Source organism: Pseudomonas sp. (assembly GCF_035512415.1).
In the GTDB taxonomy this organism is placed as follows: Bacteria; Pseudomonadota; Gammaproteobacteria; order Pseudomonadales; family Pseudomonadaceae; genus Aquipseudomonas.
The window spans coordinates 1-13,139 of the sequence record NZ_DATKDZ010000015.1 but is presented as its reverse complement, the minus strand read 5'-3'; the positions used below and the strand labels follow the sequence as shown (position 1 = coordinate 13,139).

16 protein-coding genes and 1 pseudogene are annotated in these 13,139 nt (G+C 61.8%); 7 read left to right on the top strand and 10 right to left on the bottom strand.

Annotated features, from left to right (window positions below; translation table 11 throughout):
* Positions 1-22 precede the first annotated feature (22 nt).
* Entirely contained in the window at positions 23-322 is a 300-nt protein-coding gene (locus VMP31_RS09065; RefSeq protein WP_325506260.1) for a PilZ domain-containing protein, read from the top strand.
* Between the two features lie 62 nt (positions 323-384).
* Here VMP31_RS09065 and VMP31_RS09060 read toward each other — a convergent pair whose 3' ends face one another.
* Positions 385-1,086, bottom strand: coding sequence for a VacJ family lipoprotein (locus VMP31_RS09060; RefSeq protein ID WP_325506258.1), 702 nt, complete (start codon positions 1,084-1,086; stop codon positions 385-387).
* 224 nt (positions 1,087-1,310) lie between these two features.
* On the opposite strand from VMP31_RS09060, the gene VMP31_RS09055 reads away from it, so the two are divergent.
* Positions 1,311-2,021: an HAD family phosphatase gene (locus tag VMP31_RS09055; RefSeq protein ID WP_325506256.1), complete on the top strand. Its 711-nt coding sequence runs from the start codon at positions 1,311-1,313 to the stop codon at positions 2,019-2,021.
* A 158-nt stretch (positions 2,022-2,179) separates the two neighbouring features.
* Positions 2,180-2,446 (top strand): DUF4404 family protein, encoded by a 267-nt coding sequence (locus VMP31_RS09050; RefSeq protein WP_325506254.1) that lies wholly within the window; start codon positions 2,180-2,182, stop codon positions 2,444-2,446.
* Between the two features lie 47 nt (positions 2,447-2,493).
* On the opposite strand, the gene queF is transcribed toward VMP31_RS09050, so the two are convergent.
* The 5 genes from queF to VMP31_RS09025 all read right to left on the bottom strand — a co-directional run bounded on the left by queF (position 2,494) and on the right by VMP31_RS09025 (position 5,939).
* Positions 2,494-3,324 carry an NADPH-dependent 7-cyano-7-deazaguanine reductase QueF gene (gene queF, locus VMP31_RS09045; RefSeq protein ID WP_325506252.1) on the bottom strand — a complete coding sequence of 277 codons (831 nt, stop codon included), beginning with the start codon at positions 3,322-3,324 and terminating at the stop codon, positions 2,494-2,496.
* A 42-nt stretch (positions 3,325-3,366) separates the two neighbouring features.
* The gene (pyrF, locus tag VMP31_RS09040) at positions 3,367-4,065 is read right to left on the bottom strand and encodes an orotidine-5'-phosphate decarboxylase (protein ID WP_325506250.1); all 699 of its coding nucleotides are present in this window, start codon (positions 4,063-4,065) and stop codon (positions 3,367-3,369) included.
* A 163-nt stretch (positions 4,066-4,228) separates the two neighbouring features.
* Positions 4,229-4,702 (bottom strand): DUF3291 domain-containing protein, encoded by a 474-nt coding sequence (locus VMP31_RS09035; RefSeq protein ID WP_325506248.1) that lies wholly within the window; start codon positions 4,700-4,702, stop codon positions 4,229-4,231.
* A 22-nt stretch (positions 4,703-4,724) separates the two neighbouring features.
* Positions 4,725-5,660, bottom strand: coding sequence for a DMT family transporter (locus VMP31_RS09030; RefSeq protein ID WP_325506246.1), 936 nt, complete (start codon positions 5,658-5,660; stop codon positions 4,725-4,727).
* Between the two features lie 48 nt (positions 5,661-5,708).
* Positions 5,709-5,939, bottom strand: coding sequence for a DUF1127 domain-containing protein (locus VMP31_RS09025; protein ID WP_325506244.1), 231 nt, complete (start codon positions 5,937-5,939; stop codon positions 5,709-5,711).
* 96 nt (positions 5,940-6,035) lie between these two features.
* Between VMP31_RS09025 and VMP31_RS09020 the strand changes: the two genes are divergently transcribed.
* The gene (locus VMP31_RS09020) at positions 6,036-6,890 is read left to right on the top strand and encodes a LysR substrate-binding domain-containing protein (protein WP_325506242.1); all 855 of its coding nucleotides are present in this window, start codon (positions 6,036-6,038) and stop codon (positions 6,888-6,890) included.
* On the opposite strand, the gene VMP31_RS09015 is transcribed toward VMP31_RS09020, so the two are convergent.
* Positions 6,880-7,635 (bottom strand): sulfite exporter TauE/SafE family protein, encoded by a 756-nt coding sequence (locus tag VMP31_RS09015; protein ID WP_325506240.1) that lies wholly within the window; start codon positions 7,633-7,635, stop codon positions 6,880-6,882. The genes VMP31_RS09020 and VMP31_RS09015 overlap by 11 nt on opposite strands.
* A gap of 106 nt (positions 7,636-7,741) precedes the next feature.
* Between VMP31_RS09015 and VMP31_RS09010 the strand changes: the two genes are divergently transcribed.
* Positions 7,742-8,698 carry a LysR family transcriptional regulator gene (locus tag VMP31_RS09010; RefSeq protein WP_325506238.1) on the top strand — a complete coding sequence of 319 codons (957 nt, stop codon included), beginning with the start codon at positions 7,742-7,744 and terminating at the stop codon, positions 8,696-8,698.
* A 292-nt stretch (positions 8,699-8,990) separates the two neighbouring features.
* On the opposite strand, the gene efp is transcribed toward VMP31_RS09010, so the two are convergent.
* From efp to VMP31_RS08995, 3 genes are read right to left on the bottom strand one after another with little or no spacing between them, the layout of a single operon-like run.
* Positions 8,991-9,563: an elongation factor P gene (gene efp, locus VMP31_RS09005; protein ID WP_325506236.1), complete on the bottom strand. Its 573-nt coding sequence runs from the start codon at positions 9,561-9,563 to the stop codon at positions 8,991-8,993.
* A 46-nt stretch (positions 9,564-9,609) separates the two neighbouring features.
* A complete protein-coding gene (gene earP / locus VMP31_RS09000; protein ID WP_325506234.1) occupies positions 9,610-10,743 on the bottom strand; it encodes an elongation factor P maturation arginine rhamnosyltransferase EarP in 1,134 nt (377 codons plus the stop codon).
* A 52-nt stretch (positions 10,744-10,795) separates the two neighbouring features.
* On the bottom strand, positions 10,796-11,560 hold the full coding sequence (locus VMP31_RS08995) for a substrate-binding periplasmic protein (RefSeq protein WP_325506232.1): 765 nt from the start codon (positions 11,558-11,560) through the stop codon (positions 10,796-10,798).
* Positions 11,561-11,939: 379 nt separating this feature from the next.
* Between VMP31_RS08995 and VMP31_RS08990 the strand changes: the two genes are divergently transcribed.
* A complete protein-coding gene (locus VMP31_RS08990; RefSeq protein ID WP_325506230.1) occupies positions 11,940-12,449 on the top strand; it encodes a hypothetical protein in 510 nt (169 codons plus the stop codon).
* Between the two features lie 471 nt (positions 12,450-12,920).
* Positions 12,921-13,139 (top strand): annotated as a pseudogene (locus tag VMP31_RS08985) (IS1182 family transposase); the annotation flags it as partial.

The window sequence follows — 13,139 nt, the reverse complement described above, 5'->3', positions numbered from 1 at the left end:
CGATAATAAGAGGAAAGTGCCCATGAGCCAAAATGATCATGCTTACAGTGAAAAACGCGATTACATCCGTATGCGATTGGAAGCACCGGTCACGTTGCTTTATGCCGGCAAGGAACTCCCGGCGCTATGCCTCGACCTGTCCAGCACCGGCATGCAACTGGAAGCTGAAAGCACCCTGAGCCTGGGCGACAAGGTCAGGGTGCATATCGCCTCCGACCATAACGAGCTGCGTGGGCTGGATGCCCAGGCCGAAGTGGTACGGGTCAACACCCTGGAAGATGGCCGCCAGGCCCTGGGGCTGGCGATTATCTCGATGACCTGAGCCAGGTGGCAAACATGCAAAAGGCGGCTATTAAGCCGCCTTTTGCGTTTGTTGCCGCCGGCTCAGAAGTCGTCTTCGACTTCGCCGTCACGCACCCGAAACTCGCGGTTCTGCAGGTAGGCATTGCGAATAAAGATGTATTTGTCACCACTGATCAGCTTCTCCGCCGAGAGCAGGCTGACGCGCATATCCACGGCATTAACCGCATGCACGACATTGCGCGTCGGTACGTGGTCGATGGTGGACTGAACGGTCAGCATGCTGTCGGGAATCTTGCCGATGGCATCACGCACGGTGCTTGGCCCCAGCAGAGGCAATACCACATAAGGACCGCTGCCCAGCCCCCATGCACCAAGGGTCTGGCCAAAATCTTCATCGCTGCGTTGCAGGCCCATTTGGCTGGCCACATCGAAGAAACCCAACAGGCCGAAGGTGGTGTTGAAGATCAGACGCCCGCTATCCACCCCGGCATCGTGCAGCTTGCCCTGCAGCACGTTGTTGGCCAGGTTGCCGACATCACCGATATTTCTGAAGATATTGTGCACCCCATCCTCGAGCAGTTGTGGGGTGACCGCCTGGTAGCCCTTGGCCAAAGGCTTGAGGGTGTAGGTATCGACATTGTCGTTGATGCGGAACATAAAGCGGTTGTAGCCCTGCCAAGGGTCTTCTTCACTGGCCTGCGCCAGTGCCGGCAGCAGCGCCAAACCGGCACAAACAGCCAGGCAGCCCAGCCGCTCAATCAAACTCGCAGCGATTACACGCATTACAGCCTCTCCTTGACAGCAGTAGTGGGCAGCCCATTGGCGACCTTTCAAAGGCGCGCAGTATATGACTTTGGCCTGATGCTGGCAGCATAGCGGATCAACCGGGCGCAGGAAAATCCCTGACACCCGGCGAAACAGGGCCGCAGGGCTGTCACTGTCACTCAAGGTTCATCTACCTGTCATCTAGCTGCCTTAGGCTGCACATGACGACAAGGACGAACCTCATGACCCTATTCCCCGCCCCGCCCCGCTTCAGCGCCCTGTTGTTCGGCCTATCTGGCTGTCTGGTCGACTTCGGCGCACGCACGGCCCTGGTGGCCTTGCAGCGCCTCTACCCGGATGCCGGCCCGCAGCGCGATCTGCCGCAACTGCTTGGCCGCCCAGCGCAAGCCCATGAACAACTGGCCTATCAGGACGCCTTGAGCACGGCGGCCAGCGAGCACGCCGAAGCCACCCCCGGAGCCCTGACCATTCTGGCCCAGCTGCACCAGCAAGGCGTGCCTTGCGCCTGGCTCGACGAGCTGCCCCGGGATGTCAGCATCCAGCTGGCCAGCGCCCTGCCCGACTGGCTGCCTGCGGCACCGCAGCGGCATGAGCGCCCCTGGCCGGCACCCGACGCCATCTGGCAGAGCCTGATCGAGCTGCAGGTCGAGCACCTCGACGGCGGCGTGCTGATCAGCGGCGAACCGCGCCTGCTCCAGGCCGGCCTGAGGGCCGGGCTGTGGACCGTTGGCCTGGCCATCTGCGGCCCCCTCTGCGGGCAGGCACCGGCGGACTGGCAAAGCCTGGCCTCAGGAGAGCGCGATCAGTTGCGCAGCCAGGCCACCCTGGCCCTCTATCGCCTGGGCGTGCATTCGGTGATCGATCAGTTGAGCGATCTGCCCGCCTGCCTGGACGACCTCGCGCAGCGCCGGCAAAAAGGTGAAAAGCCCTGACCACGGGCCTCTGATACGTATCACCCGACCCGGCGACGGCAGCCGCGTTGATCCAAAGCAAGCAAAGCCCCGGCGCTTGGATTACCCTTGGACACATGCACGTACCTTGCGCCCCGGCGCAAGGTCTATCGATTGGTGTACCAAAAAGGGAGAACCACATGCCCGCAAGCCGCCTGCAGCAACAACTGCAAGACCTGCGCGATCAACTGTCGGAAGAGCCGCCGCTCAGCGAAGAGGAGCGCGCCGAACTGTTTGTCCTGACCCAGGAGATCGAACTGCAACTGGCTCACCAAGCCGCCGCCGCACCGGACGCCACCCTGATCGACGGGGTCAACCTGGCCGTGGAGCGTTTCGAAGTCAGCCATCCGACCCTGGCCGGCACCCTGCGCAATATCATGCAGAGCCTGGCCAATATGGGGATCTAAAGCCACTGCGCCAAGAAAAAACCCCAGCGCTTAGCTGGGGTTTTTCGTTACTGGCGTACCAGCCGGCGATTTTCCGGCGTGATGGCTGCGCTGCTGCGATAGGGGTTGATATCCAGGCCTCCGCGGCGCACATAGCGCGCATAGACCGTCAGCCACTCGGGCTTGAGCAGGCGCTGCAGGTCGAGAAAGATCCGCTCCACGCACTGCTCGTGGAAATCCGCGTGCTGGCGGAAGCTCACCAGATAGGCCAGCAGGCTGGCGTGATCCAGAGCCGCGCCACGGTACTCCAGCACCAGGGTGCCCCAGTCCGGCTGGCCGGTGACCGGGCAGTTGGATTTGAGCAGATGGCTGTGCAGGCTTTCCTCCACCACCTGCGCCGGGTCGCAGCGCAATAGCTCAGGCATTGGCTGAGCGTAATTGCTGATGGCCACATCCAGCTCGTCGATACAGGTGCCTGGCGCTGCCACCACGCCTTCGGCCGTCACCTCTGTCAGGCTGCGCAGGCGCACCCCAACCGGCTTGCCCGCCGCCGCTGAGAGGTCCTTGACCAGCACCGCCAGCAACTCGGCGTTATCGGCAAACACGGTCTGGTTCAGCGAGTTGAGATAGAGCTTGAACGACTTGGACTCGATGATATTCGGCGAGTCGGCAGGTATCGCGAACTCGCCCATGGCCACCACCGGCTTGCCCGAAGGCAGCAGCCAGGACAGCTCGAAGCAGTTCCAGAAATCCACGCCCTGGTACGGCAGGTTCTCGGCGCTCAGGCCCAGCTCGGCCCACTTGGCGGCGCGGGGAATGGGGAACAGCAGGGACGGCGTATAGGTCGCGATATAGTCGCTGGATTTACCCAGGGGCGAATCTTCGGCAGCAGGGTGCATGGCAAAAACCTGATCAAGTCGAATAAAGAACGGGCTGACGCCTCAGGCCAGTTCGGCCACAACGGCCGCCAGCGCCTGGGCCGGGTCAGCAGCCTGGCTGATCGGCCGGCCGATCACCAGATAATCGGAGCCAACCTCCAGGGCCTGACGCGGCGTCAGAATGCGCCGTTGATCGTCCTGAGCACTGCCAGCCGGACGAATCCCCGGGGTCACCAGTTGCAGCGCCGGGTAAGCGGCTTTCAGGGCGCGAGCTTCCTGGGCGGAACAGACCAGGCCATCCAGCCCGGCCTCGGCGGCCAGGCCGGCCAGACGCAGCACCTGCGCCTGCGGCTCGAGATCCAGGCCGATACCGGCCAGGTCCTCGCGCTCCATGCTGGTCAGCACGGTCACGCCAATCAACAGGGGCTTAGCCCCGCTCAGGCCGTCCAGGATCTCGCGGCAGGCCGCCATCATGCGCAGGCCGCCGGAGCAGTGCACATTGACCATCCACACGCCCATTTCCGCCGCCGCCTTGACCGCCATGGCAGTAGTGTTGGGGATATCGTGGAATTTCAGATCGAGGAACACCTCGAAGCCCTGATCGGCCAGCGCACCAACAATCTCCGGGCCGCAACGGGTAAACAGCTCCTTGCCAACCTTGACCCGACACAGCGCGGGGTCGAGCCGGGCGGCCAGGGCCAGGGCGGCATCACGGGTCGGGAAATCCAGGGCAACGATGATCGGGGTCTGGCAGGCGGACATGGGTGGGCTCTCGGGCATGACAAATTCGCCGCGCATTGTAGCGGAAGCCGTACACAATTGCCGGCCCGGCAATCTGCCCGCCTCAGGAAAACTGCCCCCCGCAGCAGCGGCACTGACGGGCCCGGCCCGTAGGGTGCCGCCGTGCGCACCAAGCACTCATTACCTACACGAGACCAAGCGCGACAGCCTGCATATCCTCGGGCGCGAACGCCTGACGGAAGCTAAAGGCCTGCACGCTCGGCCCTTGCTCACGCAGCAAGCGCAGGCGTTCGGCGGCCTCCTCGACGCTGGGCAGATGGCCGGCCGGCACCCACCACAGCACCATATGCGCCTCGCCCATACGCGCGAACCACTCGGCGCGGCGCTTGAGCATCTCGGCATGGGCGGATTTATAGACATAGTCCCTGAGCGCCTCGACATCGCGCCAGAGCGACAGATTAACCAGTACGTCCTCGCCAAAGGGACGTATAGCGGTGGCATCCCCCGCCTCGTCCTGCAGCCGCCAGACAAAACCAGGCGAGGCTTCAGCCAGGGCGTTGATGCGTTCCAGGTTAGCGACGAAATCCGCCATGCCCGGCGACTCCAGCGGTTGCAGCATGTTGGCGATATTCAGTTGTGCGAGTTGGTAAAGGGCCATGCTGTGCCTCTCCTTGTCTTTATCATTCAGCGTAGCGCCAGAGACTGAGGCGCTTGCCCACCCAGGCATGGTTGCTGACCAGCACAATACCCAGCAGCACCAGCACCGCACCCGCAACAAAGTTCAGGCTTAGGGGTTCATCGAGGATCAACACGCCGAAGCTCACCCCGAACAGCGGAGTCATAAAGGAGAACACCGCCATGTTCGATGCCAGGTAACGCCGCAGCAGCCAGAACCAGGCCAGGTAACTGAGAAAGGACACCACCACGCCCTGCAGCAGCACGCTGGCGACGCTGATCGGCGTCCAGTGGATCGGCCCGAGCTGATCGGTCGCCGCGGCGTAGCCCAGCAACAGCACGAAGGAAACCCCCAGCTGATAGAACAGCGTCAGGGTCGGCGGTGCTTCCGACAGGCGCGAGGCGCGCACCACCACAGTAGTCGCACCCCAGGCCATGCCGGCCAGCAGCCCCAGGGCATCGCCCAGCAGCATCCGTCGATCCAGCGCCGCCCAGTCCATGCCCGCGCCGAAGGCCACCGCGATACCGGCGAAACACAGGCCGATACCCAGCCACTGCAGCACGCGCAGACGCTCGCTCGGCAGCAGCAGGTGCAGGCCCAGGGCGGAAAAGATCGGCGCGGTGTAGAGAAACACCGCCATATGCGAGGCCGAGGTGTACTGCAGCCCCAGGGCGATAAAGAAAAACTCCAGACCGAACAGCACGCCCGCAAGCACACCGCCGCCCCAGGTAGAGCCCAGCCAACCCTGCCAGCCGCGCTGCCAGAGCATCAACGCGCCCACCAGCAACGCGGCAATGCCCGAGCGCAGCGCCACCTGCAGCAGCGGCGCGATATCCGCCGCAGCCAGCTTGATCGCCACCTGCTGCAAACCCCAGATGGCGCACAACAACAGCATCAGTTGAAACAGAAATACATCCGCACCCTTGCGCGTACTACTCATGCGCGCACCCTGCTTGCGCCTGGCATACAAACTCCTTCAATCGAACACTCAACGCGACAGCGGATCATCCCAGAATGGCCGCTCAACTTCCTGCATTACATCGCCCCGGCTCAAGCCGAGATCCTTGAGTGCAGTTTCATCCAGCATCGCCAACCGCCGGCGCTGTTCGGCCAGCTGATACCAGCGCTTGAGCTGCCGCCCAAGCTTTCCGGCCCATGCGCCCAGGCTTGGCTGCCGGGGCAAGACTGTTGCAAGTACATAACCTTTTTGACCTTTCATCTCGTCGCCCTCCTGTGGGGATGGCGACAGTCTCGCGCTGGGCTTATGATCAATCCAACGAATGTTTCTTATGCTATGCATCTCGGAGATTGATGAATGGCCAGCCACCCGAGTATCGACAGCGAACTGCTGCGTACCTTTGTCGCCATTGCCGATCACGGCGGCTTTACCCGTGCCGCGGAAATGGTCAACCGCACCCAGTCGGCGGTCAGCATGCAGATGAAGCGCCTGGAAGAAGACGTGATGCAGCGCCCGCTGTTTCAGCGCGACGGCCGCCAGCTCAGCCTGACCGCCGAGGGCCAGCTGCTGCTGAGCTACGCCAGGCGCATTCTCAAGCTGCATGCCGAAGTGATGAACAGCATGCGCGAACCGCATATGGTCGGTACCGTGCGCATCGGCACCCCGGACGATTACGTGATGCGCTTTATGCAGGGCATCCTGGTGCGCTTTGCCGAAAGCTACCCGCTGGTGCAGGTGGAGCTGCACTGCGAGCCGTCCTTCCTACTGCTGCAACGCCAGGATCTGGACCTGACCATCGTCACCCGCGAGCCCGGCACCGAGATCGGTCAACTGCTGCGCCAGGAACACCTGGTCTGGGCCCAGGCCCGCGGCAGTAACCTGCACGAGCGCGATAACCTGCCTCTGGCCATGTTCAATTCGCAGTGTTTCTGCCGCTCCTGGGCGTGCAACGGCCTGGATGCCCTGGGCCGCAACTACCGCATCGCCTACACCAGCCCCAGCCTATCGGCGATCATGGCCGCGGTCAGCGCCGGCCTGGCGATTACCGCGCAACTGCAAAGCCTGATCACCCCGGACCTGCAGGTAATCGGCGAGGCCGAAGGGCTGCCGAGCATGCCCATGGCCAGCATCGTGCTGCTGCGCAATGAGCGCACCCAGTCGCCGGTAACCGAAACCCTGGCCGAGCACATCGTCGAAGGCTTCAGGTTTTAAGCCCCAGTAGCAGCGCACAGAGCAACAGAAAGACGGTAAACAGGCCGCGCAGCACCTGCTCCGGCAAGGCATGGGCGAGCTTCACCCCCCAACTGATGCTGAGCAACCCGCCCAACGCCAGGGGCAACCCCAGCAGCCAGTCGACATGGCCATGCAGCGCATAGGTGGCCAGGGTCACCCCGGTGCTGGGTGCCGCCAGCGCCAGGGACAAGCCCTGGGCCACCACCTGGGTGGTGCCGAACAGGCCGGTCAATACCGGCACGGCCAGCACCGCACCACCGACCCCGAACAAGCCGCCAAGCAACCCCGCGCCACTGCCCAGAACGCCCAGCCAGGGCCATGGATAGCGCAAATGAGTCAGGGCCGGAGCCGGCCGCCAGTACAAGCGCGACAGGTTGTACAACGCCAGCACCAGAAGGAAGACGACAAAACCGAGGCGCATGCGCTCGGCCTCCAGGGTCACCGCCCAGGCGGCCCCGAGCAGGGCGAAGAGCAGGCCGCTCAGCGCCAGCGCCAGGGCATGGCGCGGGTTGATACGGTTGCGCTGGTGATAGCGCCACAGCGCCAGCAGCACATTGGGCACCACCATCACCAGGGCCGTGCCCTGGGCCAACTGCTGATCCAGATCGAACAGCACGCCCAGGGCCGGAATCGCAATCAGCCCGCCGCCGATACCGAACAACCCGCCCAGGGTACCGAGCGCCAGGCCGAGCAGCAGATTCAGGGCAAAGTCGAACAGCGTCATGGGGGCACTCCAGATAATCAGCGGCCAGCCTAAACACTGCTCACTGGCAGGTAAACGCACAGCAGCGCACAATGGCTGTGCCTGCAACGCATAACCGAGCCCAGCCATGAATCCCGATGCCCTGACCGATCAGCTCAGCCTGTTTCTCGACGTACTGGAAACCGGCAGCTTTTCCGCCGCGGCCCGCCGCCACCCTCTGACACCCTCGGCCGTGGCCCGGCGTATTGATAGCCTGGAGCGCTCCCTGGGCAGCAATCTGTTCAGCCGCAACACCCACGCGGTGCGCGTCACCCCGGCCGGCTTGGCCTTTGCCGAGCGTGCGCGACGCATTCTCGCCGAACTGCACCTGGCCCGCGCCGAAGCCGTGTCGCTGAGCAGCGCCCCCGAGGGCCTGATCCGTATCGATGCCCCTGCCCCCTTCGGCCGCCGCCATCTGGCCCCGGCGATTGCCGAATTTCTGCTCGCCTACCCGGGCCTGGATGTGCAATTGCGCCTGATCGACAGCTTCGTCGACCTGCACGGCACCCACCTTGGCGAGGTCGATCTGGTGCTGCGTATCGGCCCGCTGGCCGACACCCGTCTGGTTGCCACTGCACTGTCGCCCATGGTGCGGATCGTCTGTGCCAGCCCGGACTATCTGGCGCGTCGCGGCGTACCGCGCAACCCCGACGAGCTGCTCGAACACGACGGCCTCGACTGGGACGGCCTGGCCCCGCCCTACGCCTGGCGCTTCGAACAGGGCGGCAAGCTGCAGCTGTGCCGACCCAAACGCCTGCGCATGACCGCCAATAACGCCGAGGCCCTGCTGTTCAGCGCCCTCGCCGGCCTGGGCATAGCCCACCTGCCCACCTGGCTGATCAGCGACTACTTGTTACGCGGCGAATTGCTGCCGCTGTTCTGCGAGAACGGCCTGCCCGCCCCCGAGCCCAGCGGCATCTACGCCCTGCGCCTGGAACGGGAAACCGACTCGCGCAGCCGCCTGTTGCTGGAGTTTCTCAAGAACCGCTTCGGCCCGGTCGCGTCTTGGGATCTGGCCCTGCAGAGCGGGCTTAACCGCAACTAAACCCGGTAGTCCGACGGCAACCCTGGGGCCCTGCTTTCCGGATTGCGCCAAGGCTTATTCGGGCTACCGGGCACGCGTTTGTAGGGCGGACATGGCGAAGCTTTGTCCGCCTCTGGGGCTTACCGCAGGCAGCCAGTGGTGGACAAGCCTTCGGCACCTCCACCCTACGATGCCGTATCGCCCCCAGTGGAAAGGGCCTTGGCCGCGACAAGCGCTGCCCGCAGCTAAAAAACCCAGGCAGAAAAAAGCCCGGCACTGAGGCCGGGCTTTCTGCTCGCAACTGAAGCCAGTCTTAGACCGGGGCTTTAGCGCGGGATTTGTATTCGCCGGTACGGGTATCGATTTCGATCCAGTCGTCGATGTTGCAGAAATCAGCAACCTTGACCTCGGTACCGTTGCTCAGCTTGGCTGGCTTCATCACCTTGCCGGAAGTGTCGCCACGGGCGGAACCTTCGGTGTAGGTGATCTGGCGAACGATGGTGGTCGGCAGGTCAACCGAAACCACTTTGCCTTCGAAGAATACGGCTTCGCAGACGTCGGTCATGCCATCGACGATGTACGGCATTACGCTTTCCAGGTCGTCTTTGTTCAGCTCGTACTGGTTGAACTCTTCGTCCATAAAGACGTAGTTCGGCTCGCTGTAGTAGGAGTAGGTCACTGCTACGCGATCGAGGATAACCGGCTCCATTTTGTCGTCGGCTTTGTACACGGTTTCAGTCGAGGAACCGCTTAGCAGGTTCTTCAACTTCATTTTAACGATGGCGCTGTTACGACCGGACTTGGTGAATTCGGCCTTCTGGATCAGCCAAGGTTGGCCGTCGATCAGGGCCACACTGTTGGGCTTCATTTCTTGTGCGGTTTTCATACGAATATCCGGGTTTGGATGGAATTACAGAAATCTTGGCCGCGTATCATAGCCAATTTAGGTAAAACAGCACCAGCGCCTCGGCAAGATCGACCTGCGAGGCCCGTTGCAGACACCAGTTTTCGGCATGCTCGGCCAGTTCCGGCCAGCTTTTGAGCAGGGCCTGCCAGTCGTCGGCGAGTTCCTCGCCGCCATTCCAGGCCCGCCAGAAACCACTCAGCGCCTCGCCCGCAGCAGGCGACAAGCCCTCTTTATACAACGTCAGAAAGGCCTCGAGCTTTTCCAGGTGCGCGGCCTCTTCCTGCCGATAGATATGCCACAGCAGCGGCCGCCCCGCCCACTGCGCACGCACAAAGGAATCCTCGCCGCGCACCGCATTCAGATCGCAACACCAGAGCAGGCGGTCGTACTGATCCTGACGGACAAACGGCAACACCTGGATATGCAGCTGACCGCGCTGCAGCGCCGTCCCGACCGTCAAGGGCACGCCGCCGAGCCAAGCCTGCAGATCGCTTAGGATGCGCCCTTCCGGCACCAGCAACTGGCTGGGCTGGCTAGCGCTGGCCAAGGCATCCAGCCAACTGGCCAAGGCGCTGTTCTCGTAGGCAAACAGGGAAATCCGCCGCGCGCCCGTCACCGGCTCCACGCCAATGCTGCGTAAAAAAGCTTCCTGCGCCGCTGGATCGGCCTGAAAGGCCCGACGCTGCGCCAGCAACTCGCGCTCGCGCAGCAACCCGCCACTACCCGGGGTAAAGCCCGGAAAGAAGAAGAACTTGGACAAACCATTGGCTTGCAGCGACGGCAGCCCGTGACACCCTTCAACCCAGTCTTCAGCACTGAGGTACTCCAGGTTCAGCCACAGCACCTTGTTCGGCCGCGCCGCCATGGCCGCGATATAGGTTTCGGGCAACGCACAGGCGAAGGCCTCGATCACCACATCGGCAGGCTCAACCGGCTGCCAGGGCGCAGGCCACTGACGGATCTCGACCCCAGCCTGCCTCTGCTGCGCCGCCTGCCGATCGGCTTCGGGGCACAGGCGGACAAAAGCGCCGAGGTCATCCACCCACAGGCGCACCGCCTGGTCATGCTCGGCGACCAACTGCCGGGCCAGACGCCAGGTCACCCCGATGTCGCCGTAGTTGTCGACCACGCTACAGAAAATATCCCAGCTCGCCTTCATGCACCGCCCCATCAATAGGCGCGCAGTTTATCAAGACTCACGCACCCGCCGCTCAATCCAGCACGCTGGCTTCCAACTGCTGACGAAACAGAGCCGAGTCCCGTGCCGACGCGACACCTTGCCAACTGCGTTGCACCAGTGCGGCATGGCGCTGGTAAAAGGCCTGCGAATAGGCCAGGTAATAATGCTTTTCCTGCAGCGGCGGCTCGACACGCTCCAGCGCCTCATGAAAATCCAGGTTATGCCGCAGCCAGTAGTCGCCCTCCTGGCCGAGCAACACCACGGCCGCAACCCGGCCCTTGAGCAGCTTGTGCAGATTGGCTTCGGCGCTGCTGGCCCCGCTGTCGATGGTCGCGCCATGGCGCTCCAGCATCTCGATCACCGAGTAGCCCAACTGCACGCCGATCGCGCCCTGCAGGTTCGCAAAACCCTGCTCCGTCCAGCGCACCGCATGGCCCTTGCGCCGGTACAGCACATAGCTTTCGCTGCGCATACGCAGGGCCGTCTGGGGTTGCTGCAGTTGCAGCGGATAAACGGCAAAGGCTCCCCGCTCTTCGGAGTAACTCACCCCCATGGCCGCATCCACCCGACCACGCTGCAGGCTCAGCAAACAACGCTTCCAGGGCAGCGCGACAAACTCGAAGCGCACACCCAGCGGTGCCTGCAGCTGACGTATCAACTCGAAGTCCAGCCCTTGCTGCCCCTCCAAGCGCCAGGGCCGCAACGGCTCGCGGTCATGGCAGACGCGAATGGTCAACGGCTCGGCATGGGCCAGCGGCAGCAATACAAGCAACAGCAAAGGCAGCAGTCTTTTCATCTAAGCGCCTAGCCAAAAGAGGTGTCTCCCAGTCTAGGCCTTAATCCGCAATAAAAACCGACGCAGATCAACGCAGACATGGGAAGCCAAATAGCAACACGAACGCAGGCCGCAGCGGCCTTCTCTGGCCAGTGATTTCGACACTTTATCGACATATAGGCTAGACAGGCCTTAGACCTCCCAGTAGCGTCTAGCGGCAATGGTGCCGTAATCCGGCACGTGGTCTTGTCTTACTGTCGTTTTGCGCCGTACCCGTGTTGCGTTTACCGTTCAGGGTTGTATGCAATTCAAAAGGTTGCGCGTGACAAAGAACGTTATCAGACACCTCAAGGTGCTATATGCGACAGCGATGTCGCCTGATTATTAGTTAGGAGGCGAGTTGAAAGAGCGCGCTAAAGCTGTATATGGCTCCGCACTGGCGTACGCGCGTGCAGCGTCCGCCCTTAATGCAGCAGCGCGATCCGACATGTCGCTGCTGTTGCCAAGCATGGTAAACGCTGCGCTCGCGCTTGAGCTTTGCCTGAAAGCATTGTATGAATTCGAGACAGATATGGAATTCAAGGTGCAAGGACGCTATTCGCATGATTTCCATGCTCTATTTAAGCTGCTGCCGAACGACACAAAATCGAGGATTAACTCTCATTTTGCCAATGCGCTTGCATCGCGCGACATGCGCGATATAAAGGTCTTTGAAAACATGCAGACTGTTGTCTCCCTGAACCTGGAGAGAAACCTTGCCGACTGGGCAAGCATCTTTACCGAGCTTCGCTATGCACATCAATTCGTCGAAACACATAAGGACAAACAAAAGACAATGTTGTTCTTCCCCGAGATCATGGCTGCTGTCTCCGATTCAGTCTCCCGACCTGACAGGAATTGGCTATCCTAACTATTCAATCAAGGGGAACAACCATCACTTCGTGCTGCCTGCCCCTTATCTCAGGTGTTAGGAGTTTTCATTAAAAATGCGTGCACCAAACTCTATCTGTAAAAAGTGCGGTAGCCTAAGCATGAAGTTCTCTAACGACATTTGCTTGGCTAATCGCGGGGACGGTTCTCGTTGCCAGGCAGCCTTGTACGGAATCCTTGATGGCGAGCTGTCCAAGTGTTCATATTGCGGAGGAAGCGGCAGAACTGAAGGATCTAAATGCGAGGTCTGCCAAGGTTATGGCCAAGAGTACAAGTCAAAACATTAACTCAGTGCCAGTAACTTCTAACACTCAAATCGCTCGCTTCGTTCGCTGGGGCGGGCTAAAGCCCGCCCCTTAGCTTAGTCGTTGAGGCTGTAGAAAAACCTGCTGCCCTCCGATTCGCAGGCTGATAATCTCCGACTCATTCAATCGCAGGGAGGCGCGGGGCGATGCCTCGATTCAAAACCGTTCACAAGGGACTGAAACTGCTCCCAATCGACTTCGACAAGCAACTGCTGCCCGGCACCTTCGAGCACGCCTTGTGCTATTTGGTCGATCACGAACTCGACCTGTCCGACTTCCACGCCCGCTACCGCAACAGTGTCGAAGGTGCCCCCGCTTACGATCCGGCGGTTCTGTTAAAAATTGTTCTGCTGGCGTATAGCCGC